Source organism: Thermodesulfobacteriota bacterium (assembly GCA_040755095.1).
In the GTDB taxonomy this organism is placed as follows: domain Bacteria; phylum Desulfobacterota; class Desulfobulbia; order Desulfobulbales; family JBFMBH01; genus JBFMBH01.
In genome coordinates this window covers 1-23,974 of the sequence record JBFMBH010000056.1, presented here as the reverse complement: position 1 = coordinate 23,974, position 23,974 = coordinate 1, and the positions used below count along the sequence as shown (strand labels likewise).

The 23,974-nt window shown below is 67.4% G+C and carries 14 protein-coding genes; 10 read left to right on the top strand and 4 right to left on the bottom strand.

Annotation, left to right across the window (positions count from 1 at the left end; all coding sequences use genetic code 11):
* Nucleotides 1-278: 278 nt before the first annotated feature.
* The 7 genes from zorA to AB1634_09995 all read left to right on the top strand — a co-directional run bounded on the left by zorA (nt 279) and on the right by AB1634_09995 (nt 15,781).
* Nucleotides 279-2,579: an anti-phage ZorAB system protein ZorA gene (gene zorA, locus AB1634_10025; GenBank protein ID MEW6219855.1), complete on the top strand. Its 2,301-nt coding sequence runs from the start codon at nt 279-281 to the stop codon at nt 2,577-2,579.
* Nucleotides 2,580-2,594: 15 nt separating this feature from the next.
* The gene (locus AB1634_10020; GenBank protein MEW6219854.1) at nt 2,595-3,365 is read left to right on the top strand and encodes an OmpA family protein; all 771 of its coding nucleotides are present in this window, start codon (nt 2,595-2,597) and stop codon (nt 3,363-3,365) included.
* 113 nt (nt 3,366-3,478) lie between these two features.
* Nucleotides 3,479-5,014 (top strand): EH signature domain-containing protein, encoded by a 1,536-nt coding sequence (locus AB1634_10015; GenBank protein MEW6219853.1) that lies wholly within the window; start codon nt 3,479-3,481, stop codon nt 5,012-5,014.
* 3 nt (nt 5,015-5,017) lie between these two features.
* Nucleotides 5,018-8,779 (top strand): SNF2-related protein, encoded by a 3,762-nt coding sequence (locus tag AB1634_10010; protein MEW6219852.1) that lies wholly within the window; start codon nt 5,018-5,020, stop codon nt 8,777-8,779.
* Nucleotides 8,780-8,994: 215 nt separating this feature from the next.
* Nucleotides 8,995-11,763: a TrlF family AAA-like ATPase gene (locus tag AB1634_10005; protein ID MEW6219851.1), complete on the top strand. Its 2,769-nt coding sequence runs from the start codon at nt 8,995-8,997 to the stop codon at nt 11,761-11,763.
* On the top strand, nt 11,753-13,024 hold the full coding sequence (locus AB1634_10000) for an ATP-binding protein (protein ID MEW6219850.1): 1,272 nt from the start codon (nt 11,753-11,755) through the stop codon (nt 13,022-13,024). Before AB1634_10005 ends, AB1634_10000 begins: the two co-directional genes overlap by 11 nt.
* A gap of 63 nt (nt 13,025-13,087) precedes the next feature.
* A complete protein-coding gene (locus AB1634_09995; GenBank protein ID MEW6219849.1) occupies nt 13,088-15,781 on the top strand; it encodes an AAA family ATPase in 2,694 nt (897 codons plus the stop codon).
* A 51-nt stretch (nt 15,782-15,832) separates the two neighbouring features.
* Here the strand turns inward: AB1634_09995 and AB1634_09990 are convergent, their stop codons facing one another.
* The 4 genes from AB1634_09990 to AB1634_09975 all read right to left on the bottom strand — a co-directional run bounded on the left by AB1634_09990 (nt 15,833) and on the right by AB1634_09975 (nt 21,292).
* Nucleotides 15,833-16,240, bottom strand: a complete 408-nt coding sequence (locus AB1634_09990) for a pyridoxamine 5'-phosphate oxidase family protein (GenBank protein ID MEW6219848.1) — start codon at nt 16,238-16,240, stop codon at nt 15,833-15,835.
* A gap of 1 nt (nt 16,241) precedes the next feature.
* Entirely contained in the window at nt 16,242-17,186 is a 945-nt protein-coding gene (locus tag AB1634_09985) for an NADP-dependent oxidoreductase (GenBank protein MEW6219847.1), read from the bottom strand.
* A 168-nt stretch (nt 17,187-17,354) separates the two neighbouring features.
* Nucleotides 17,355-18,539 (bottom strand): ATP-binding protein, encoded by a 1,185-nt coding sequence (locus AB1634_09980; protein ID MEW6219846.1) that lies wholly within the window; start codon nt 18,537-18,539, stop codon nt 17,355-17,357.
* Nucleotides 18,536-21,292, bottom strand: a complete 2,757-nt coding sequence (locus tag AB1634_09975) for a GAF domain-containing protein (GenBank protein ID MEW6219845.1) — start codon at nt 21,290-21,292, stop codon at nt 18,536-18,538. The genes AB1634_09980 and AB1634_09975 overlap by 4 nt, the downstream gene beginning before the upstream one ends.
* A gap of 292 nt (nt 21,293-21,584) precedes the next feature.
* On the opposite strand from AB1634_09975, the gene ftsE reads away from it, so the two are divergent.
* The 3 genes from ftsE to AB1634_09960 all read left to right on the top strand — a co-directional run.
* Nucleotides 21,585-22,301, top strand: a complete 717-nt coding sequence (gene ftsE, locus AB1634_09970) for a cell division ATP-binding protein FtsE (protein ID MEW6219844.1) — start codon at nt 21,585-21,587, stop codon at nt 22,299-22,301.
* Complete coding sequence (locus AB1634_09965; protein ID MEW6219843.1) at nt 22,298-23,185, top strand: permease-like cell division protein FtsX; 888 nt, start codon at nt 22,298-22,300, stop codon at nt 23,183-23,185. Before ftsE ends, AB1634_09965 begins: the two co-directional genes overlap by 4 nt.
* A 2-nt stretch (nt 23,186-23,187) precedes the next feature.
* A partial coding sequence (locus AB1634_09960; protein ID MEW6219842.1) for a hypothetical protein occupies nt 23,188-23,974 on the top strand: 787 nt, incomplete at its 3' end.

Here is a 23,974-nt window from a genome sequence, read left to right as displayed (position 1 = left end):
TAAAGGCCAAGCCCTGCGGGCGGCTGCGCCGGCCTTTACAGCCACCCCCTGCCGTGCTCATGGGGAGATAGTCGACGGCGCAGGGGCGCCGACCTGGCCATTATCCTCTGGCGAGGGGCTGGTTGAGAACCAGCCATCCCGAGCAGTATGGCGCCCCTTCGCCTCAGTGGGGCGGTCGAGATCCCAGACTGAGTCGGGGCAGCGCCGGGCCGCTGCAATGGCATGGGGTGACCAGCTTAAATTCAGGGAAAGACTGTCTTGACAATGGGGTCCACCTCATGACGCTCCCACCGAAGATCGTCGTCGGCGTCGTACTCGGCTTCTTGTTCATGTTCGGGGCACTCTATGTTTGGCCAGGCTGGAATGTGTTTCGCAGTCTCCGGAAGGCCAGCAAGGCGCTGGCCTCGCTGCCTGCCGGCGCGGGCGTGGTGGAAAAGCACGTTGTCGAGGGAGCGCTGAGGCATGACGCTCTTCTGCTCCACGTCTGGCAGGAGTACGCCCACACCTTGCACCACCAGAAAGAACGTATCGACGGCGAGGAACGCCTGAAGGCGCTGCGGGCCACCGCTCCGGCCGAGATGTTCTTCAACCCGGCCACGGTGGTGGATGTTCGGCTGCGGACCGAGTTCTTCAAGCACCTACCAGGGATTCTGACGGGCATCGGCATCATCGGCACGTTCTGGGGGCTGATCCATGGCCTGCAAAGCTTCAATGTGGACACCGACGCGGCCACCCTGCAACGAAACCTGGGGCTGCTCCTGAACAGCGTCAAGGAGGCCTTCCTGGCCTCCGGCGTTGCCATCGGCATCGCCATCATCGTCACCCTGCTCGAAAAAGGCCTGCTCAACTGGTGCTACAGCTGGCTCGATGCGGTGACCCAGGCCATCGACGGCTTCTACGAGGCCGGCGCTGGCGAGGAGTACCTGGCCAGTCTCGTGCACTCCGCGGAGGAGAGCGCCACCCAGACTCGGCAGCTCAAGGACGCCCTGGTCAACGACCTCAAGGCGCTTCTGGACAACTACTCGGCCTCGCTGGGCCAGGTCTTCCGGGAAAGCCTGGCCAGCCACTCCCGGGAGCTGATCGACGCCCAAGGTACCGGCCACAAGGAAATGGCCAGCGCGGTCGGGGAAGCCCTTGCCGAGCCCATGCGGGCCATCACCTCGGCCACGCGCGCCCTCGGCGGCGATCAGAGCCAGGCCGTGGGTGACCTGCTCAGCGCTGTCCTGGCCAAGCTCGAATCCACGTTTGGCGGCCAGATGGGGAACCTCAACGACCTCATGGAGCGCAACGCCACCATGATGCATGACCTCCAGGAAGGATTCCGGAACCTCCTGGCTGGGCTCAAACAGACCAGCGACACCACCAGTGCCGACCTTGGCCGCCACCTGCAACAGGTGATGGCCGACCTGGAATCCCGGCAGGAGCGCATGAACGGCGCCATCCTCAATCTGGTGGACCAGATGCGCGCCACGGCAGAACAGGAGCGGGGCCAAAGCGAGGCTCGGCTGGGCGAGATGCTGGCCAGCCTCACGGGCACGGTGGAGCGACTCATGAACGACCTTGCTACCCAGCGCCAGGCCCTGGGCGAGGCCGGCCAGCAAGGGCTGGCCGAATTGCAGCAGGGCCTGGCCGGGCTCATCGAGGAGGTCCGGGCCGCAAGCCGCAACGCCGGAACAGCATACGAGGCAGAGCTCAAGAGGCTCCTGGAATCGGCCGGCGAACGGCAGCGCGAGCTGGGTGCGGAGGTGCGCAGCCTGGTGGAGGAGATGCGCAGCCAGCAGACGGCGCAACAGCATGAAGCAACGGCACACCTCCAGCAGGCCCTGGCCAGCATCGCGGCCCTGGTCAAGGAGACGGGCCAGAAGAGCGTCGAGCGGGAAGAAGCCCGGGCCGAGTCGGACGCCCTGCGGAGCGCCCGACTCGATCTGACGGTCGATAAAGCCCTGAGCCGCTTTGCGGAGCAGACCACCACCCTGGCCGAAAAGGTCCTCCAGGGGGTGGAGGCCATGCAGGCGACGGTCGCCAGCCTGGAACGGGTCACGGTCAAGGGCTCCTCCGGCCTCAACGACGCCGCGGACCAGATGCTCAACACCGCCGTGGAGCTGGAAAACGCCGGCAGGCAGGCGGCCGGCACCCTGGACCGGGTCGCCACGATCCAGGCCGAGATTGCCGCCACGGCCCAGGGCCTGGCCAGCGCCAGCCGGCCGCTGCAGGAGGCGATTCGCGGCTATCAGGAGCAGCAGGCGCAGATCACCCGCCTCCTCGACACCCTGCGCGGGCTCATCGAGGAGGCCAATTCCCGCGCCGGCCTCAGCCAGGGTCTTGTGGCCGACATGCGGCGGCTGGTGGACGACGCCCGGCTGCTGCAGACCGAGGCCAACCAGTATCTGGCCAAGGTCAACGAGGTGCTCCAGACCGGCTTCGACAGCTTTGCCGACGCGGTCACCAGGAACATGGGCAAGGCCCAGGCGGAGCTCGACACGGGACTGTCCAAGGCGGTCGGCATGATCTCCTCGCAGGTGGCCGAGCTGGATGCTGCCCTCGGCCAGCTTGTCCGCGCCGCCAGCCGCCGTGGGTGATGAGCCATGTTCGGCATGCATCCTGCCCCGGCCCGCCGCAACCGTGATGAGGGGGAAAAGCCCTTCTGGATCTCGTACTCGGACCTCATGACTGCCCTCATGGTGCTCTTCCTCGTGGTTATGAGCGTGTCACTGCTCATCATCACCCGGGAGCTCCTGAAACGGCAGGAATCCCTGGAGGCCGTCAAGGTCGAGATGGATGCCCTCAAGGAGCGCCGCGAGACCAGGGCCAAGGCCATCCAGGGGGTGATGATCGCCCTGGACGAGGTCGTCCACAAGGATTTCACCGGCCAGATCCGGATCATCCACGACCGCCACGCCATCGATTTCGGGGAGCGGGCCCGTTTCGCCCACAACGACCACCACCTTTCCGCCGATGGCGGGCAGCTGCTGCGGGATTTCGTGCCGCACCTGCTCGCCGTGGTGGACACCCGGGAGGCCCGGCTGTGGTTCCGCCGGGTGGTGGTGGAAGGGTTCACAGACACCGACGGCTCCTACCTCTACAACCTCAACCTCAGCCTCAAACGGGCCCAGAGCGTGGTCTGCGCCCTCATGGAGGACGGGGGGCCGCAGGCCCCGGGGTTGACGCCCGACCAGAAAAGACGGGTGATCGACCTCTTCCTGGTCGGCGGCTTCTCCTTCAACTCGGCCCGGGCCTCCAAGGAGGAAAGCCGGCGGATCGAGCTGCGTCTGGAGTTCCAGGGGCTGGAAGAGGAGTCGGGCTGGCAGGAGGCAGAACGTTCACCCTTCCCCCTGGAGAAGATCGGCAAATGCCAGCTCGACTGAGACCTTCACCCCTGAAGAGCCTACAGGGGCATTTTGCGGCCCGCCTGGCGGAGTTTCAGCGCCAACCGCCACCGTTTGGGGATGCGGCCGCCATCCGGAAGGTGCTCCCGGAGATGGCCAAGCGCGCCTCCGGTGGCCAGGGCGCTCCCCCCCGGGACCGCCTGCAGGAGGCCGCCCGGCTCGTCTTCACCCAGGGCCCGGAGGCCGCCCTCGACACCCATTTCCGCTATGTCTGCTGGGGGCTTCGCGAGCCTCGGGGACAGCCTCCCCGCTCTATCCTGGACGACCTTCCCCTGTTGACACGCACCGCCGCTGCCATCGAAGCGGCCGCCCGCCGGGAGCCCATCCTGGCCAGGGACTGGCGCGGCCTCCTGGATGCGTACTTCCGCTGCGACGTCAACCACGGAAGTCATCGCCGGCTGCGCGAGACCTTGGCGGTCACCCTGCCCCGGGTACGCCGGGGCGGCTTCGTTCCGGACTGGCTGACCCTTCTTGATGCCCACCCCGACCTGCTCGGCGACGCCCCCACCCGGGCATACGCCGAAGAGGTGCTGGCCGGCCGGACCGCGGTGGTGGACCGGCTGCGTGTTGTCCTGGGGATTCCCCCGGAGTCCTGGTTCTGGCGGACCCTGCTTCTGGACCAGGTGGCCACGGTCTGTGCACGAGACGGTGCCCGCTTCCGGATCGGCATGGAAGCCCTCCTGCCCCAGTTGGCGGAAAAACAGTATGACCTGGTGCGGGACAGGGCCCTGGCGCGCTTCCTGGATCGGTACCAGCAAAGCCAGGAGCGTGCCAAGGCGCATACCGGCCTCAAGGATGCCGCCCTTCGCTGGTGGGGCAGCCCACACCTCCTCAGGAACAGCAGGTGGGGCCTGGTTCGTCCGGAGACCAAGAAGATGGTCGGAAGCTGGCTGACCGTCCAGGCTCTCCACGACTTCTTCCACCTCCTGCAGGAGGACCGCCGGGCAGACGAACGACGCCTGCGCTTCTGGCTACGCTACCAGCAGTCCATCGAGTCGTTCCATTTCGCCCTGGGGCCACTCGTCCATGACAGCCATGAGCCGGACTACAAACGTTTGAGGGACGCCTACCGGGAGCACTTCTCCAAACTTGAGAGCGCCGGGAGTCCCCGCAACAACGCCTTCATCCTCGGCTTCGGTGGCTATTCCATTGTCGAATTCGGCGTCACCGGCCACGCGTGCTACTGCTACCGCAGGGACAACCTGCCCTTTCAGTTTGATCTTGGACACCAGTCCATCGCCTTGCCCGAGCTGAAAAGCCCCTTCAAGATGGAGTGCCGGCTCGTCCACATGGGCGAATGGGAACTGAATTTTGCCCGTGAGCTTGCGCAACGCGGCATATCCCCTGACCCGGGGGCATCCCCGTTGGTGGCAGACGCCAGGCAGAGCACCTGGCGGCCCGTAGGGCATCCCGGCCCCACGGGAGAAACGATGCCACGCTTCGCCGAGGCGCCCGCAGGCCTCGATGCGCTTATCCAACATGTCCGGCAGCGAGGCATCCCAGTCGATGACGGCCGGCCGCGCAGCGTCCTGTGGGTCAACCACCTGCCCGATGGGGATGAACTGGCTCGGCTGCTCAAGGCCCATGGCTTCCGGCACTACGCCGCACGTGGATGGTGGAGGTATTAGGTGATGCCTTTCTGGTACGAGGGGAACAGGCCGGGGGCACCAGGGCAGAGTGACCTGCAGCTGCAGCACGAAGAGGGTGGACTCGCCTTTTCCGCCCGTGGCTGCGACCTGTCTGGCGATGTCCGAGCGTGGTGGCTCGATCCCGGCCAGTTCCGCCGATGGGAGCTGGTGGCGCTGCTGGGGCAGCTCGTTGACGAGGGCCTGGCCGCCCCTTCCCCCGACGGCAGTCTGGTGCTCCTCGGCTGGGAGGACCTCTTCCAGGTGCTCGCCTCTCCGGACTACCCGGGGGTGGACCGCCTGCTCGGTCTGCCCCCCAGCGCCAATCTGACCATGGCGCTCAGCGCCCGGGGCAGCGTGGCGGATCCGGAGTTCGCGGTCCATCTCGAATGGCGGGACGCCCGGAACAGGCCGCTGGGCTCCAGCCCAACCCGTCTGGGCGCGATAATCACTGTGGCCAGGCAGCAGTATCTGCTCCCCGCCCGGGGTTGGCGACTGGCCGAGGCGGTCCACAGCTTCCACCGCCGCAGCGAACGTTCCCAAGCCGCTCAAGAACGGGAATGGGCACGCCTCCGCCGGCTGGCGACCGAGGCCGGCGCCCGTCTCGATCACTACCTGGAGCGTACGGTCATCCTCACCGCCGACAGGCTGGACCTGGGCTTGCGCCGGGTCGATGTGGGGGAGACGGCGGTGGTGGAGGTGACTCCCCGGGTGCGGGAGGCCCCTGACCATCTGTGGCTCACCGCCTTCGACCGTTTCAATACTGTTCAGGAGCACTATGACCTCTTGGCAAACGACGGCTCCCTCATCCGGGTGCTGGTGGAGCCGGACGCCCGGGCGGTCCTGACCGAGATCAAGCGCCTGCCAGGCCGCCGGGTTGCCGGCGCCCGGGCAGAGGCCTTTGTCCGCAACCCGTACGCCCTCTTGGGCGAAGCCATGGCCACGGTCGTACCGCCGGCGGCCTTCGAGGCGGCCCGGGACGAGGCGGGGATCCTGTTTTACGATTTCCACTGCACGGCCCGGCGGGAGGCCGATGGCCGCATCCAGGCCCTGCACGTCACGCCCCAGGCCCGGGATGCCAGTTCTTCACCCCTGCCGGACTTGGAGCTGGCCGACCGGGCCTCGGCGCGTGCCTTTGCCGACACCCTCGACCAGGCCATAGGGAGCCGGGCGCCGTGCTTCCGCTGGGCAGGCCGCACCCTGGAGCTGCGAGGCGACTCGGTGGACCACCTGCGGCAGGTGCGGGCCTGGCTTTGTTCGCCCTGGGTCGGCGAGCCGCTGGTCTCCTGGAATGGCCTGCTCGATCTGAGCCGATATGCCGAACGGGTGGATGGCGTCGGCGCCCATCGGCCCCAGTATGTCCCGTACCTGGTGGCCCAGGACCAGCGCGGGCCGTGGCTGCCGGAAAGCCTTGAGGAGGCGATTGTGTACACGGCCCCAAACGGGGAAACCGTGCTGGCGCCTACGGGCACCGGGCAGCTTGCCGCCTTGCGGCAATGGCTGGCCGCGGCGCCCGCGCCAGAGGACCACTTCACGCCCAGGGACTGGCCGGAGCCGGTGAGCAGACAGGAGGCGGAGCGCCTGCTGGACGTTCTCGGACGTGCCAAGGCCCAGCCGCCGGCACCACCAGCCCCCTCCCCTCCCGCCGATGGCTCGCCCGAGGCCGCTGCCCGGGCGGAGCGGCAGACCATCCTCATCAAGCAGAACGTCCTTCAGCTTGATCACCTGGAAAGCCGGGCGGAGCGCCTGGCCTTCGCTGCCGCTGCCTGCCAGGCGGAAATTCCGGGTTGGCTGCGGCCCGAGATGCCCTTGAAGGAGCACCAGCGGGTGGGCCTTGCCTGGCTCCAGCATCTGTGGCGCCATCGCACATCCCAGGGCGTGCGCGGCGCCTTGCTGGCGGACGACATGGGCCTGGGCAAGACCCTGCAGCTTCTGGCCTTCATCGCCTGGCATCTGGAAAAGGAGAGCCACCACGCTCTGCCGGCCCTGGTGGTAGCGCCGGTGTCGCTCCTCGACAACTGGCGGCAGGAGATCGACCGCTTCTTCGATCCCCGGCTGGGCCAGGAGGTTCTTCCTCTCTACGGGGCCCTCCTGCGGGAGCGCAAGCTGACCCGGCACGAGATGAGCGAGGTGGCGGGGCACGGGGTGCGCGGCCTGCTTCGCCCCGGCTGGCGGCACGACAAACGCCTGGTGCTCACCACCTACGAGACCCTCCGGGATCTCGAGATCTCCCTCGCCCAGGAGCCCTGGTCCATCGTGGTCTGCGACGAGGCCCAGAAGATCAAGACCCCGGGTGCCCTCATGACCCATGCAGCCAAGGCGCAGAATGCGCTGTTTCGCATCGCCTGCACCGGCACGCCGGTGGAAAACTCCCTGGCCGATCTGTGGTGCCTGTTCGACTTCATCCAGCCGGGGCTGCTTGCCGCCTTGTCCACCTTCTGCCGCGCCTACCGCCGCCCCATCGAGACGAAGAGCGAGGACGAGAGGGCCAGACTCGATGAGCTGCGGCGGCTGATCGAGCCCCAGGTGCTGCGGCGGTTGAAGGACGACATCGCCGATCTGCCGCCGAGGCAGGTGGAAGAGACCGGCAAGCGTCTCCCCCTGTCCACATGGCAGCGGCAGCTCTATGGCCAGGCGGTTGCCGAGGCCCGGGGCACCGCCCCCGCGGCAACCGCCGCGCCCAGGGCCAACACCGCCATCCTGGGCCTGCTCCACCGGCTGCGCTCCATCTGCGCCGAGCCCCGGGAGCCGGGAACAGCCCCGGACCTGCGGCTGCCCATGCGGGAGCATTGCGCCAGGTCCCCCAAGCTGGACTGGCTGCTCCGGGAGCTGGAGGCCATCCGCCAGCGGCAGGAGAAGGCGATCGTCTTCACCGAATTCCGTGACCTGCAGCGGGCCCTGCAGCACCGGATCCGGGAACGCTTCGGCTTCTCCCCGGCGATCGTTAACGGCAGCACCAGAACCGGCGAGGACGCCGGGGAACAATCTCGGCAGCGCCTGATCGACAGCTTTCAGACGCAGTCCGGGTTCGGCGTCATCATCCTGTCCACCACGGCTATCGGCTTCGGGGTCAACATCCAGGGGGCCAATCACGTCATCCATTTCACCCGGGCCTGGAACCCGGCCAAGGAGGACCAGGCCACGGACCGGACGCACCGCCTCGGCCAGACCCGCACGGTCCATGTCTACTACCCCACTGTGCATGCCGACGACTTCGAGACCTTCGAGGTGAAGCTGGACGCGCTCCTGGAGCGGAAGCGGGCACTGGCCCGGGATATGCTGAACGGCGCTGCCGAGATCGCGATCAGCGAATGGGCTGGGCTGCGGGCCCCGAACGGCGGCGAGGCCGTCCCCCGGACCCGCCTCACCACTGACCTCCTGGCCCGCCTGGATCCGCAGGCATTCGAGCGGCTCTGCCGCCAGCGCCTGGAGCGCGACGGCTATACGGCCAGTCTGACCCGGCCCACCGGCGACTGCGGCGTGGATGTGGTGGCCTTCCGGGGCTGGGAGGGCGTGCTGGTCCAATGCAAGTCCAGCGTCCAGGAGCGCGCCCTGGGCTGGGAGGCGGTGCGGGACGTGGTGGCCGGCGCCGGCGCCTACCGGCGGCAGTACCGGGAGACCACCTTCACCCTGGTGGCCGCCACCAACCAGGCCTTCAACGCCGCCGTGGCCGACAAGGCCCGCCAGCACGAGGTGCAGCTGTGGCAGCAACCGGAATGGGTGGAATGGCTGGACCGGGAGCCGGTGTACCTGGATGAACTGGACTGAGACCGCTGGCGCCGTCAAGGGGGAGGCCCGCGGCAAGCCACTTCCCTGCCCCCCCGCTTCTCTGGTAGCATCGGCGTGGTCTACGGTGGGGCTCCTCCATGGCGACTTGCGCTGCCGCTGGTGCCCATCGTCTTGCACAACGGCCGCCGGCGTGATCGAGCTACGGAAAGGAAGAAGCCATCGACCGGACAGGCTCCCAGGACAGGCGGTGCAGCATGAACGATTGGCAATGGAATGGCTCACGGTGGTGGAAGTTCGATTTCCACACCCACACACCAGCATCCGATGACTACGGCAAAGGCCCGAGCCAGAGCGAGGTGAAGAGGCGCACACCGAAGGAATGGCTTCTTGACTCCATGCGCGCCGGGATCGAATGCGTGGCGATCACCGACCACAACAGCGGGGCATGGATTGACCGACTCAAGGAAGCCTTGTCGGAGCTGGAGAAGGAAGATCACGCCGACTTCCGCCCTGTGCACCTGTTCCCAGGGGTTGAAATCTCGGTGCACGGCGGCATTCACCTCCTGGCCATCCTGGGATCCGAAAAATCGACTGCGGACATTGACAGCCTCCTGGGCGCCGCCGGCTTCACCGGAACAAAGGGATCCAGTGACGCGGTCACCACCAAGTCGTTCGTGGAGGTGGCCCGCGCCGTTGTCGCTGCCGGCGGCATTGCCATTCCCGCCCATGTTGACGATGTCAACGGCCTCTTCAGACAGACCGGGACGACTTTGCAGCAGGCACTTGCCTGCGACGACGTCTTCGCCATGGAGCTCCTGGATACCTCCTCAGCGCAGCCTTCGTCCGGAGTCGGCAGGAAGCGCGGGTGGGCGGAAGTGCTGGGATCGGACGCGCATCATCCCCCGGGAGAGCCTGTCCAGAACCTCCCTGGCCGTCGCTTCACCTGGGTCAAAATGGGATCGCCCAGTATTGAAGGATTACGGTTGGCGCTCCTCGATGGCGCGCTTTCAGTCCAGCGCTCCGACAAGACGCCGGGCGACCCCAACGACCATGCCGCCCTGGCGCTGGAAGCCATCGAGATCGCCAATGCTCGCTACATGGGCCGCCCACAGCCGTTCGCCATCACCCTCAACCCTTGGCTGAATGCCATCATCGGCGGCAGGGGCACCGGCAAGTCGACCCTGATCGAGCTCCTCCGTATCGCCCTCCGGCGGGTCGATGAGCTGCCCGATGACCTGAAGCCGGAATTCGAAAAGTATCGACGGATCTACTCGGGTCGAGAGGATGGCGGCTTGTTGACGGACGATACCGCGATCAGGGCCATCTACCGCAAGGATGGAACGAGATTCAGGATTCAGTGGAGCCCCGACGGCGCGCTGGATCCCATCCAGGAAGACAGCGCGGGCACCTGGCAGCACGCCGAAGGCGATATCCGGCAACGCTTCCCCGTGCGCCTGTACAGTCAGAAGCAGATCTTTCAGCTGGCGAAGACGCCGCTGGCCCTGCTGAAGATTGTCGATGACGCGCCAGAGGTCGGGCTCCGTTCCTGGAAGGAGCAATGGAACGTGGAGGAAAGCCGCTTCCTCTCCTTGCGTGCCAAGGCCCGGGAGCTGGAGGCGGGGTTGTCGGAGGAGCCGCGCCTGCGCGGGGAGCTCGACGACGTGAAGCGGAAGCTGGCCATCTTCGAGCAGGCTGGGCATGCCGATGTGCTGCAAGCTTTTCAGCGCCGGCGACGGCAACAGCAGGCGGTCGCCGCCTGGGAGAAAAGCTGGGAGGACGCGGGGGAGCGCCTGCGTCAAGTCGCGGCAGACCTCGTTCCCGATGCTCTTGAAGAAACGACCTTCGATGGAATCTCCCCGGAGGATGCACTCTTGCGCCAACTCTCCGGGCAGGCGTGCGGCCGCCTGGATGCCATCCGCAAGACGCTGGGCGATCTGGCCTTGCAGGCGGATCGGGCTCTCGCCGACTGGCGGACGGCCAGGGACGAATCCTCCTGGACAACAGCAGCCCAGGCCGCTGTCCAGGCCTATCAGGATCTGCAGGAAAGGCTGCGCCGGGAAGGTGCCGGTGATCCTGCTGCCTACGGCGAGCTCGTGCAGCGGCGGCAGACCATCGAGCAACGACTCAAGGATCTGGATGATCGCAAGAGACAGGTCACGGAATTGACCGATCAAGCGGCAGCCAGCCTGGAGCAGCTTCTCATACTCCGGCGGAAGATCACCGCGTCTCGCAAGACCTTCCTCGACCAAGTCTTGCGGGACAATGCCTATGTCCGCATCCAGGTGATTCCCTACGGTGCTCAGGAGACGGTCGAAGCTGAGCTCCGCGGGCTCTTGCAGCGGGAAGGTGGCGGCTTTGAAAAGGACATTGGCGCGCCAGGCGCGGAGGGGCTTCTCGGACGTCTCTACGGAAGAGGATTCGGCTCTGGAGACATCGAGCAGGCCCTTGCAGACCTGAAGGAGCGGGTGCGGCGGATCGCCTTGAGCCCTTCCGAGGCCGCGCCGGTGGCGGATCTGCGCTTTGCCAGGCATCTGGCCAAGCTCCGCCCGGAATCCCTTGATCGTCTCGACCTGTGGTTTCCCGAGGATTCCCTGGATGTTCAGTACAGCTCCACGGGAGACCGGAAGTCCTTTCGGCCGATTCAAGAAGGGTCGCCCGGGCAGAAGACGGCTGCGCTGCTGGCCTTTCTGCTTTCCTATGGTGAGGAGCCTCTGGTACTGGATCAGCCGGAAGACGATCTGGACAATCACCTGATTTATGACCTGATTGTCACGCAGTTGCGGGAGGTCAAGCGGCATAGACAAATCATCGTCGTAACGCACAACGCGAATATCGTCGTCAACGGCGACGCCGAGCTGGTGGTTGCCCTCACGGCGCGGGGCGGACAGACGAAGACGGAGTGCGTGGGCAGCCTTCAGGAACGAACCGTCCGGGATACGATTTGCAGTATCATGGAGGGTGGCCGCAACGCCTTCGAGCAGCGCTATCGCCGGATTGCATTGGAGGGGAAACATGTTCGATAGTCCGGAAGAGCTGCTGCGGAAGATTCGCCTTGGTGAAGACACTTCGCTTGAGCTCAAGACCGTTCGCTTCCGAGGCCACCGGGTTTCCGAGCCGAAACGCGATGACCTTGCGGACGAGCTGGCTGCCATCGCCAATACTCGCGACGGTGTCCTGGTGCTCGGCGTGGATGACAAGACACGGGAAATCGATGGCCTGTCGGCCGCCCATCTCGAAGCTGCAGAACGTTACATCTACGAAATCTGCAATGAAAGCATCAGGCCACCGGTTCTGTTCCAGTCCTTCCGGCTGGAGCTTCCCGACAGCGCCGGTGTGCTCCGGCCCGTTCTCAAGGTGGATATTCCTCGCAGTCTCTTCGTCCATGAAAGCCCCGGGGGCTATTTGCATCGCCAGGGCAGCTCCAAGCGGAGGATGCCTCCGGAGTACCTCGCCCGGCTCTTTCAGCAACGCAGCCAGGCTCGCCTGATCCGCTTCGAAGAGCAGCCTGTCCCCCGCTCGGACATCGGCGACTTGGCGGAGGCGCTTTGGCGCCGGTACACGACTCGAGCCGATGAAGCCCCGGATGTTGTTCTGTGCAAGCGGAATATCTTGTCCAGGGAGGAAGGTGGCGCGATCCGCGCTTCCGTGGCGGGCATCCTTCTTTGTTGTGAGCGCCCTGATCGGTTCCTGCCCAACGCCTCCATCGAGGCTGTCCGCTACCGCGGCATCCACCAGGACTCCAACTACCAGACAGACGCCCGGAGGATCCATGGCCCGCTGGACGAACAAATCCGACAGGCGATGGGCTTTCTGAAACGCAACCAGACCGTTGCCGCCATCAAGGGGCCGCACCGCATCGAGCTGCCGCAGTTCAGCGAACGGGCGGTCTTTGAAGCGGTGGTCAACGCCGTGGCGCACCGAGACTATGCCGTTTCCGGCTCCAAGATCCGGTTCTTCATGTTCGATGACCGGCTTGAGCTCTATTCGCCGGGCGCCCTGCCGAATACCGTCACGGTTGACAGCCTGGCCTGGCGCCAATCCACGCGCAATGAGCTCGTGACCAGCCTGCTTGCGGAAACGCCTGTTGCGGAATCGATCGGCGAGGTGCGGCGGGGCTTCTACATGGAAAAGCGGGGGGATGGCGTACCGATCATCCTGCGGGAGAGCAAGAGACTCTCCGGCAAGGAGCCTCGCTATCGACTCATCGACGATTCCGAGCTGCTGCTGACCATCTTTGCCGCGGGGGCGGGAGACGAGCCCGCCGCTGCGGATCGAGGTGAATGAGCCTCAGGCCTCCCTTTTTCACTCAGGCAGCCTCGTCGCACGCGACGTCCAGGAGATGCAGCCATGATCACCCGGGTCACGGTCAGCCGGTTCAAGCAGTTCGAGGAGGAGGTTTTCGACCTCCGGGAGCACGTCATCCTGGCCGGGCCGAACAACTCCGGCAAGACCACCCTGCTGCAGGCCATCAAGACCTGGAACCTGGCCCTCCAGAAATGGGCGACCCAGAAGGGCACGGCGTCCAAGGCAAAAAAGCGCATCGGCGTGCCGATCACCCGCAAGGACTTCACCGCCATCCCGCTCCGGGAGATGAGCCTTCTCTGGAAGGACCGTGCCGTTTCCCAGCGCAAGGACGAGGGTGACGGCAAGGCGGGATTTCCCCGGGTGATGCGGATCATGCTGGACGGCACGGACCAGGATGGGCCATGGACCCTGGCCTTCGAGCTCCGCTACCAGAGCAGCGAGCAGATCTACGTCAAACCGGCCGAGGAGCATCTGGACCTGGTGCCGCGGGTCCTGGCCCAGTTCCGGGTCGCCCACGTGCCGCCCTTCTCCGGCATCGGCGCCGAGGAGACCCGTTACGATCAGCCGTACCAGGATCTGCTCATCGGCCAGGGCAAGGCGGGGGACATCCTGAGAAACCTCCTGCTCGAGATCCGCAGGCAGGATGAAGAAGGCCAGGCCTGGTCCGCCTTTGCCGGGGAGATCGAGGCCCTCTTCGGCTACCGGCTCCTGAGCCCCGAATACGAAGGCCGGCCGTTCATCCTCTGCGAGTACCTGCCTGGCATCCCCGCCGGCAGGGGGAAGAACGGCCTGGCCCCCCTCGATGTGGCGAGCGCCGGCAGCGGCTTTCATCAGGTGCTGCTGCTCCTGGCCTTCTTCCACGCCCGGCCGGCCACGGTGCTCCTTCTCGACGAGCCGGACGCCCATCTCCATGTCATTCTGCAGAAACAGATCTACAACCGGCTCCGGCAGATCGCTGCCGACCAGGGTTGCCAGCTCATCATCGCCACCCACTCCGAGGTGCTCATCAACAACACGAGCCCGGAGATGATCCTCTCGCTGGATGGCAAACCCCACCCCCTGGGCCACGACGCCGAGCGCAGCCAGGTGGTGGAGGCCCTGAAACGGCTCACCGCCATGGATCTGCTCCTGGCTGAGGCATCGCCCGGAGTCCTTTACGTGGAGGCCGAGTCGGACCGCGATCTCCTCGCTGCCTGGGCCAACGTCCTAGAGCACCCCATGGCCCGCTGGTTCGAAGGCAAGCCCTTCGTGCACCCCATGCAGGGCCGGCGGCCACGGGAGGCCCGGGAGCATTTCTTCGCTCTCAAGGCCGTGCAGGCAGGCCTTCGTGGCTACATGCTTCTCGATGGCGACAACCGGAAAACCCCGGACCACGAGCTTGTTGCCAGCAGCCTCCGCATCGACCGCTGGCAGCGCTACGAAGCCGAAAGCTATCTCCTCCATCCGGACGCCCTGCTCCGCTACGTGGAGCGGCAAGGTGGCGGCCCCCTCTTCACCCATCCCGCCAGGGAATACCTGCCGCAGCGCAACCGTACTTTACATTTAGTAAAACTGAATGCATACTACGCTTCTATGATCGACAGACCCTTCTGGCGGGAACGGATCGAAGCCGCTTGGCGTGAAGCGCCCATCGCCTGGCTGTGCGGTGTGCGCCGGTCCGGCAAGACCACGCTGGCTGAAGGCCTCGGGGCCGACATCGTGGAGTACGTCAACTGCGATCTCCCCGCGGTGGAGGATCGGGTCAGCGACCCCCAGCTCTTCTTCCGCTCCTGCACCAGGCCGGTGGTCGTCTTCGACGAAATCCACCAGCTCCGCGACCCCTCGCGCCTGCTGAAGATTGGCGCCGACCTCTTCCCTGCGCTCAAGATTCTTGCCACCGGCTCCTCGACGCTGGCGGCAAGCAGGAAGTTCCGCGACACCCTGACGGGCCGAAAGCGCACCGTCCATCTGCTGCCGGTCCTGTGGGACGAGCTGGCGGCGTTCGGTGCGCCCCTGCCCCAGCGGCTCTTTCTCGGAGGGCTCCCTCCCGCTCTTCTGGCGGACGTCAAGCGGCCGTCCTTCTACCGGGAGTGGCTCGATTCGTTCTTTGCCCGCGACATCCAACGGCTCTTTGGCTTTCGGGACATGAACCGCTTCAACGCGTTCTTCGAGTATATCTTGCGCCAGAGTGGGGGGCAGTTCGAAGCCACGAGAGCCGCCGCGGCTCTGGGCATCAGCCGTCCCACGGTGGAAAGCCATCTGCGCGCCCTTGAGATCACACACGCGGTGGCGGTGGTCCGGCCCTTTCACCGCGGCGGGCAGAACGAGATCGTCAAGATGCCGAAGGTGTACGGCTTCGATACCGGCTTCGTGGGGTTTGCGCGAGGCTGGGACCCGTTGCGGGCCGAGGATCTCGGCGTCCTGTGGGAGCACCTGGTCCTGGAGCATCTGCAGGCGCTGCTGCCAGACAGTCCCGCCCGCTATTGGCGCGACAAGCAGGGCCGCGAGGTGGATTTCGTCCTCACCCGCCGCCGCGACGAGGTGGATGCCGTCGAGTGCAAATGGAGCGCCGACGCCTTCGATCCGTCTGGCCTTCAGGTGTTTCGCAGCCACTACCCGGGCGGGAGGAGCTACCTCGTAACCCCCTCGGCTGAGCCGCCCTACGACAAGCGGTACGGCGGGCTGACCGTGCGGGTCTGCACGCCTTCGGAGCTCCGGGACACACCTCGCGGGATCGACGTTGCCCCGGTGCCCTGAGCACGGGGGCTCCTTCCCCCGAGGCCGCCAATGGCCGACCGCCGGCTCCGCTCACTCCTCCCGGTCGGTGTGCGGGGCAAGTGTGAAGACGAGCGTCCGGGTGGGCCGGATGACGATCCGTCGCTCCACCTGCGGCAGGGGGTGGGCCTCCTCCCCGGGGGCCAGGCCATCCAGGAAGGCCACCTCCTCCACCGCCTCCGCCTCGCCCAGGACCTGCAGGCCGTCGTCCGCGGCCGAATCCCAGGCCACCACCGAGATCCGCGGATTGGCGCTCAGATTGACCACGGTCTGCGGGCAGAACCAGGCGGTTACCGCAAGCCGGCCGTCGGCCCGCAGGGCCATCTCCTCGGCGGCCGCCAGATGCGGCAGGCCGGCGGCATCGGCGGTGGCGATGAAAAGATGCCGCATCCTCCTGGCCAGGGCTACCGCCCGGGCCGCCGCTTCTTCGATGGTGTGCATCCTACGGCTCCCCGATCGCGAGCACGATCTTGCCACGGGTGTGGCCGCTCTGGCTTAAGGCCTGGGCCTGGTGGATCTGGACGAAGGGCAGGACCGTCACCTCGGGCCGCACGACGCGGCTGTCGATGAGATCAGCCAGGCGGCCCAGCTGGGCGCCGCTGGGCCGCACCAGCATGTGCATGCCCCGCACCCCGGCTGCCGCCCCGGCCGGCACCACCGGCGGCGGTGGCAGGGTGGAGACCAGGATGCCGTGGGGCTTCACGAGCCGCCAGGAGCGCTCCCGGGTGTCGCCGGACAGGGTATCGAGGACCACGTCCACAGCCGGCACCTGCTCTTCAAAGGGGCCGGCCGTGTAATCCACCCCCTGGTGGACACCATGCTGGCGCAGAAAGTCCAGATTGCCCGCCGAGGCGGTGCCGATGACGTGGGCACCGGCCCAGTTGGCGAGCTGGGTGGCGAAATGGCCGACCCCGCCGGCCGCGGCATGGATGAGCACGCTCTGGCCGCGGCCGAGGCTGGCGATGTCGAACAGGGCCTGCCAGGCGGTGAGCGCCGCCAGGGGCACCCCGGCTGCCTCGGTATGGGTCAGGGTCTGGGGCTTGGCCGCTGCCTCCTCGACCTTGACCACGGCATACTCGGCCAGGGCGCCGGGCCGGGCCAGGGGGAGAAAGGCGAAGACCTCCTCCCCGGGCTCGAAGGCGGTCACGCCCGGGCCCACCCCCTCCACGATGCCCGAGAGGTCGAAGCCCGGGATGAAGGGCGGCCGAAAATCGAAAAAGTCCCGGAGATAGCCCTCCCGGATCTTCCAGTCCACCGGGTTGACCCCCGCGGCCCGCACCCGCACCAGGAGCTCGCCCGGTCCCGGCTGCGGCCGCGGCACCGTGGCCAAGGCCAGAACCGCCGCCGATCCGAAGCCGACCTGCTGCACCGCCTGCATCGTGGTCATGGCCGCCCTCCTCGCACGTTTTTCGGCCGCAGCCGGCGGCGCCCCACACGGCTGCCGGCCCTGGCCTCGTACGATCGATGTTACGGAAGCGGCTCCCGAAGTCAAGAGGGCGCCCTGCCGGCCGGCGACCGGGGCCAAGAAGGACCGGTAGGCCGAGCGGGGCCTCGATCAGGCCGGCAGGGTGAAGAGGAAGGTCGAGCCACCGGCCGGGCTGTCTTCGACCCAGATGCGGCCGCCGTGGCACTCCACCACCCGCTGGCAGACCGCCAGGCCGATACCGGTGCCAGCGTAGTGCTGGCGGCTGTGCAGCCGGGCAAAGATCTGGAAGATCTGCTCCCGATGCTCCGGTGCAATGCCGATGCCGTTGTCCTCCACCTTGAGGAGCCAGGAGTCAGGCTGGCGCTGGGCGGCGATGTGGACCCGGGGGGAGGTATCCGGGCGGCGGAACTTGATGGCATTGGTGACCAGGTTTTGCATCAGCTGGGCCAGCTGGGTGGCATCACCCTGGACCACGGGCAGCGGCTCACCGGTGACCCGGGCGCCGGTGTCCTGCACCAGTGCCTGGCAATTGGCCAGAACAGCGCTCAGCACCTGGCTCAAGTCCACCTGGGACGGCTCCCGGTTGTCCCGCCGCACCCGGGAGAAGACCAGAAGATCCCGGATCAGCTGGCCCATCCGCTCGGCGCCCTCCAGGGCATACCCGATATACTGCCGGGCCTTGTCATCGAGCTGCCCCTCGAAGCGCCGCGCCAGCAGGCCCACGAAGCCGCTGACCATGCGCAGCGGCTCCTGCAGATCGTGACTGGCCACATAGGCGAACTGCTCCAGCTCCCGGTTGGAGCGCTCCAGTTCCGCCACCAGCCGCTCCAGCTCGCGCTTGCTCGCCTGCAGCTCGGTGGTGCGCTCCCGGACCTGCCTCTCCAGATCTTCGTGGTAGCGGGCCAGGGCCTCGGCGGCCCGGCGGTGCTCGCGGCGCACCTCGGCCTCCCGGAGCTCCCGTTCCACCGCCGGCACCAGCCTGGCCATCCTGCCCTTGAGGATATAGTCGTGGGCCCCGGCCTTCATCGCCCCCACCGCGATGTCCTCGCCGATATTGCCGGAGACGATGATGAAGGGCAGATCCTGGCCCGTGTCGTGGAGGATGTCCAGGGCGTCGAGGCCGCTTAGGCGGGGCATGACGTAGTCGGAGATGATGACATCCCAGGGGCCCGCAGCCAGGGCCGCCTCCATGGCCGCCGCGGTCTCCACCCGCTCCCAGACCGGCTGGTAGCCACCCCGGCGCAGCTCCCGCAACAGGAGCAGCGCGTCGTCCTCGGAATCCTCGACGATCAGCACCCGCAGCTCTTTGCTCATGGCCCGTCGCTTTGCCGTCTGTTCGCGGCTCCGGCCGGCTCCGGCCGTCCCTCGCCCAGGGTGAAGAAGACGACCGTGCCCTGGCCCGGCTGGCTTTCGATCCAGACCCGGCCGCCGTGGCGGTCGATGATGCGCCGCACCGTGGCCAGGCCGATGCCGCTGCCGGCAAACTCCCCGGGCGAGTGCAGCCGCTGGAACGGCTTGAACAGCCGGTCGCTGTACCGCATGTCAAACCCGGCGCCGTTGTCCCGCACGAAGTAGACCCGCTCCCCGCCCTCGCCGGTCATCCCCACCTCGATCCTGGCCCACGGCTGCCGCTCCGTGAACTTGATGGCGTTGCCAACAAGGTTCTCCAGGGCCAGGTGCAGCAGCCGCTCGTCGGCGCCCACCTCCACCCCTGGGGCAATCACCAGCTCCACCTGCCGTGCCGGCCGATCCTGCAGAAGGCTGTTGGCAATCCGGGCCGCCAGCGCGCTCAGGCTTACCCGGCGGCGGCGGATACCGCTCCGGGTCACCTGGGACAGGTGCAGGAGGTCGTCGATGATCTGTCCCATCCGGGCCGCGGCGGCCAGCACCCGCTCCAGGGCGTCCTGCCCCTCCTCATCCAGCCGGCCGGCATGGTCTTCCTTGATGGCCAGACTGAAGCCGGCGATGCTCCGGAGCGGCGCCCGCAGATCGTGGGAGACCGAATAGGAGAAGGCCTCCAGCTCCCGATTGGCCACCTCCAGCTCCAGGACGCTCCGGGAGAGGTCCTGGTTGAGCCTTCTGACCTTCTCCTCGGCCATCTTGCGCTCGGTGATGTCCCGCGCCACGTGGACGGTGCCGGTCATGGTGCCGTCGCGGCCCAGGAGCGGGGTGGTGGTGACCAGAAAATCGCCGCCCAGCCTGGGGATATGGAGCTCGGCCTGGTGCTCCTGGCCGTCCTTGATGGTCTGGACATGGGGGCACAGCCCGGCCGGGGCACCGGTGCCATGCACGCAGGTGAAGCAGCGCTTGTTCAGGCACTGCTCTGCCGACAGTCCCAAACGCATGGCCATGGCCCGGTTGGCGCGCACGATCCGGTGCTCCTGGTCGAGAATGGCAATGAGATCAGGCACGGCGTCGAAGGTGCGCTCCCAGTCCTCCTTGGCCCGCAACAGCTTCTCCTCGGCCTCCTTGCGCTCGGTGATGTCCGAGAGGGTGACGATGGCCAGCAGCGGCTGGCCGTCCTTGTCCCGGGCCAGGGTGCCGCCGTAGCTGAACACCCGCTGCCAGGAGCGGTCACGCCGCCGCACCAGCACCTCCCAGCCGGCGAGCGTCTCGCCCCGGAGGATACGGGCGAGCGGCCAGTGCTCCAGAGGCAGGATGCCGTCCTGGGCGGTGGCCAGCTCGAAGATCGCCGTGAATTCAGACAGGTGGCGCCTGGCCTCCTCCAGGCTGCCAAAGCCGTGCATGGCCAGGGCGGCAGGATTCCAGTGGAACAGGTTGCCGGCCAGGTCGGACACCACCAGCCCTTCACTGAGGTGATCGATGATGGTTCGAAGCTTGGCCTCGTTCTGGCGCAGGGCCAACTCGGCCTCGGCGTGGGCGGCCCGCACCCGCAGGGCCATGATACCGTAGGCCAGATCGTCCGCCAGCTCGGTTAAAAGCTTCACCTCGCCGTCCGAAAACGGATCGTCCTCCCGGGAATAGATGCTGATCGCGCCAAAGACCCGGCCGGCAGCCCGGAGGGGAAAGACGATGGACGAGGCATAGCCGCGGCTCAAAGCCTGCTCGCGCCAGGGGGCGAAGGCCGGATCCGACCGGACGCTCCGGCAGACCGCCACCCGGCCGAGGCGGATGGCCGTACCGGTGGGGCCTTGCCCCCGCTCGTTGTCGGCCCAGCTGAGGTGCAGCGTGTCCAGGTAGCCGTCCTCGAGCCCGGCATGGGCCACAGGCCGCACGGTCTTGTCCGGGTCATCCTCGGCAAAGCCGATCCACACCATGCTGTAGCCGCAGTCCTCGACGATCACCCGGCAGACGTCCTGAAGGAAGCCGCCCTCGCCTTCGGCCCGGACCATGGCCTGCCGGCTGTTGCTCAGGGCCTGCAGGGCCTTGGCCAGCCGCTGGCGCTCCGCCTCGGCGGCCTGCCGCTCCTCCTCCCGCAGCTTGCGCTCCACCCAGACCGACAGCACCGGCGCGATGTGGTGGGCGATGGCCTCCAGGAGCTCCCGGTCCGCCTCGCGAAAGCCGCCCTCCCTGTTGGCCAGGTTCAACAGCCCCACCACCCGGTTCTGGAACAGGATCGGCGCCGCCAGGTTGTTGGCAATGGCCACATGACCATCCGGCACCAGCGGCGGCTCGTTGCTGTACAAGGCCCGCCGTTCCGTGAGCGCCCGCGCCCACAGCCCCTTCCATTTCTCCGGCGGGTAGTGGATGCACTTGCCGGCCACCTCGCAGTCAGCCAGCAGCCGGGACAGGCTCGGGCAGACCAGATGCCCCTGGGCGTCGATATAGCCGAACACCCCGTGCCGGCTGGCCAGCGCTTCTTGCACCACCTCCAGGGCCTTGTCGAACAGCCGGTCGCCGGTCTCCTCCACGAACACCTGCAGGAGCACGGCGGCCAGCTGGGCGGTCCGCTGCCCCTGGCTGGTCTCCTCCAGCTCGGCAATGCGGGAGCGGAGTTGGGCGTTGGCGGCCTCCAGCTCCTGGCAGTGCTGGCGCTCGCAGGCCAGGTCCCGCTGCAGTTGCTCGCCGGCGGTCGTTTCGGCTGAGGTCTTCGGGGGGTCAGTCATGGGCACTCTTCCCCCGGGCCAGCCGGCAGACCGGGTTCAGGGCATCTGCGGGTCAGGCCGGGAAAAAGGAAGGGTGGGAGGCCAGCATCCCTTCGGAACAGGCTGCCGCACCGGGGGGGGACAGCCGGGGGGAATCGGCTCATGCGTATCAGGCCGGCAGAGCGGTGTCAATGACATAATCACCGGTCGCCGGCTGGGCTCCCACCGGGCCGCTGGCGCCCGGTGTCGATTTCGTTTGACGCCTCCCCGACCCCAGGGTAAATGGAAACGTCTTGTCCTGTCGAATCCGCCCATGGCCAGCCATCCTGCCGTCGAGCTCATCAAGGTCACCAAGCTCTTTCCGCCCGATGTCCATGCCCTGAACGGGGTGAGCCTCACCATCGGCCGCGGCGAGATGGTCTTCCTCACCGGCCCGAGCGGCGCTGGCAAGACCACCCTGTTGCGGCTGATCAGCCGCATGGAATCCCCCACCGCCGGGGTGGTGGAGGTGGGGGGCCGGGATCTGGCCACCCTGAAGCGCCGGGAGATCCCGGGGTTCCGGGAGCGCATGGGCATCGTGCATCAGGATTTCCGCCTCCTGGATCAGGCCTCGGCCTTTGCCAACGTGGCCATGGCCCTGGAGGTGAGCTACACCCCGCCGCGGGTCATCGCCCGCAAGGTGGGCGAGATCCTGGACGCCCTGGGCCTGGACGACAAGCTGGAGACGCCCGTGGCCAACCTCTCCCGGGGCGAGCAGCAGCGGGTGGCCATTGGCCGGGCCATGGTGCACGAGCCGGCGGTGCTTCTGGCCGACGAGCCAACCGGCAACCTGGATGCTGCCATGGGCGCGCAGGTGATCAGGCTTTTCGAGCGGCTCAATGCCGCCGGCACCACCATCGTCTTCGCCTCCCACGATGAGGATATCTACCGCCACACCCACCGCCGGGTCCTGTCCCTGGACAAAGGACGGCTGGTCCTGACCAACGAGCCCCTCTGCCCGGACCGTTCCCAGCGCTGCCGCCTGTCATGAGCGTCCTTTCCCACCTTTGGCGCCAGACCGGCAAGAGCCTGGCCCAGACCTGGCCCAGCCAGCTCTTGACCGCCATCAGCATTGGCCTGGCGGTGCTCTTCTTCGCTTTCTTTGCCCTCGTCTACCAGAACCTGCGGGACGCCGCCCTCCGTCTCCAGGAGGAGATCCAGCTGGTGGTCTACTTCGAGGCCGAGCTGCCCGCCGAGGTGCAGGAGCGCCTGGCGGCCGAGATCCAGGGCTGGGGCGGTGTCGCGCGGGTGGCCTATGTCTCCTCGGCCGAGGCCTTCGGCCGCCTGGCCACCCGTCTTGGCCCCGAAGAAGACATCCTGGCCGATCTGGACCCCGCCTTTCTGCCGCCGGCCCTGGAGGTCTACCCCCAAAGAACCCTGGAGGCCCTGGCCCGGCTGCCGGACCTGGCGGCCAAGCTTTCGCAGCTGCCCGGCAGCATCCGGGTCCAGGAGGGCTATGACTGGGTAGACCGCCTGAAGCGGGTGGTGAGTCTCGTCCGCCTGGTGCTGGTGGCCAGCGGCGTCCTTCTGGTGGTGACCGCCGTCTTCATCGTCTCCTCCACCATCCGCCTGGCCGCCCTGCGCCGGCAGGAGGAGATCGCCATCCTGCGCCTCCTGGGGGCCAGCGCCAGCTATGTCCAGGGGCCCTTCCTCCTGGAAGCCCTGCTGCAAGGGCTCCTGGGCGCGGGCTGCGGCATGGCCCTCCTGTACGCCGGCTTCCAGTGGCTCTTGGCCCAGGTGACCGGCCAGGGCCTCCTGCGCTTTCTGGACCTCCATTTCTTTCCTCTGGGACTGGCGGCCGGCTTCGTGGTGGCCATTGCCGGGCTGTGCACCCTGGGCAGCTTGTGGGCCGTGCGCGCCAGCCTGCGGCTCTGACCATGGCCCGCCGTCCCCTGCTGCCAGTCCTCCTGGCCCTCCTGCTGGTCGCCCCGCTGCCGGGATACGGCCAGGATGCCCCCCGGTCCAAGGAGGTCAAGCGCCGGCCGGCCAGCCGCGGCAGCCTGGACGAGCAGATCCAGAAGCAGCGCCAGCAGTCCCAGCGCCTGGCCGAGGAGATCCGCGGCCAAAAGGGCCGGCTGAAGACCAGCGAGCGCCGGGAGCACGACATCCTGGCCGATCTGGAGGGAATCGACCGGCGGCTCAACAACGAGCGCCGCCGCCTGGGTGAGCTGAAAGACGCCCTGGCCCGGCAGGAGAAGGCCCTGGCCCGGGAAGAGGCCGCGCTGGGCACCGCCCAGAAGGAGAAGGCTGCCCTGGCCAGCCAGGTGCAACGCCGGCTGGCGGTGCTCTACCGCACCGATCCGGGCGGCGTGCTGGCCGTAGCCCTGGCCAGCGCCAGCCTCGCGGACCTGTTGAGCCTGGAGGACGCCTTCCACGAGGTGGTCCGTTACGACCGCAACCTTCTGGCCTCCTACCGCAAGACCATCGCCAAGGTCGATGCGGCCCGGGAGCGGGCGGCCCGGGAGCGGGAGCGCGCCGCCGAGGCCGTGGCCCAGGTGGGCCTCCAGGAGCGGGCCCTGGCCCAGACCCGCCAGGACAAGCGCGGCCTTTTGGCCAAGGTGCGCACCGAAAAGGACCTCTATCAGCAGGCCCTGGGCGAGCTGTCGGCCGCGGCCGGCGAGCTGGAGGCCACCATCGGCCGGCTGCAGGCCGAGCAGGCGCGGC

Excerpts from the sequence above, each read along its gene's own strand:
- AB1634_09980 (MEW6219846.1), bottom strand. The coding sequence starts at position 18,539 with ATGAGCAAAGAGCTGCGGGTGCTGATCGTCGAGGATTCCGAGGACGAC.
- AB1634_10000 (MEW6219850.1), top strand. The coding sequence starts at position 11,753 with ATGTTCGATAGTCCGGAAGAGCTGCTGCGGAAGATTCGCCTTGGTGAA.
- ftsE (MEW6219844.1), top strand. The coding sequence starts at position 21,585 with ATGGCCAGCCATCCTGCCGTCGAGCTCATCAAGGTCACCAAGCTCTTT.
- AB1634_10015 (MEW6219853.1), top strand. The coding sequence starts at position 3,479 with ATGGCCAAGCGCGCCTCCGGTGGCCAGGGCGCTCCCCCCCGGGACCGC.
- AB1634_09990 (MEW6219848.1), bottom strand. The coding sequence starts at position 16,240 with ATGCACACCATCGAAGAAGCGGCGGCCCGGGCGGTAGCCCTGGCCAGG.
- AB1634_09985 (MEW6219847.1), bottom strand. The coding sequence starts at position 17,186 with ATGACCACGATGCAGGCGGTGCAGCAGGTCGGCTTCGGATCGGCGGCG.
- AB1634_09995 (MEW6219849.1), top strand. The coding sequence starts at position 13,088 with ATGATCACCCGGGTCACGGTCAGCCGGTTCAAGCAGTTCGAGGAGGAG.
- AB1634_10005 (MEW6219851.1), top strand. The coding sequence starts at position 8,995 with ATGAACGATTGGCAATGGAATGGCTCACGGTGGTGGAAGTTCGATTTC.
- AB1634_09965 (MEW6219843.1), top strand. The coding sequence starts at position 22,298 with ATGAGCGTCCTTTCCCACCTTTGGCGCCAGACCGGCAAGAGCCTGGCC.
- AB1634_10010 (MEW6219852.1), top strand. The coding sequence starts at position 5,018 with ATGCCTTTCTGGTACGAGGGGAACAGGCCGGGGGCACCAGGGCAGAGT.
- AB1634_10020 (MEW6219854.1), top strand. The coding sequence starts at position 2,595 with ATGCATCCTGCCCCGGCCCGCCGCAACCGTGATGAGGGGGAAAAGCCC.
- AB1634_09975 (MEW6219845.1), bottom strand. The coding sequence starts at position 21,292 with ATGACTGACCCCCCGAAGACCTCAGCCGAAACGACCGCCGGCGAGCAA.
- zorA (MEW6219855.1), top strand. The coding sequence starts at position 279 with ATGACGCTCCCACCGAAGATCGTCGTCGGCGTCGTACTCGGCTTCTTG.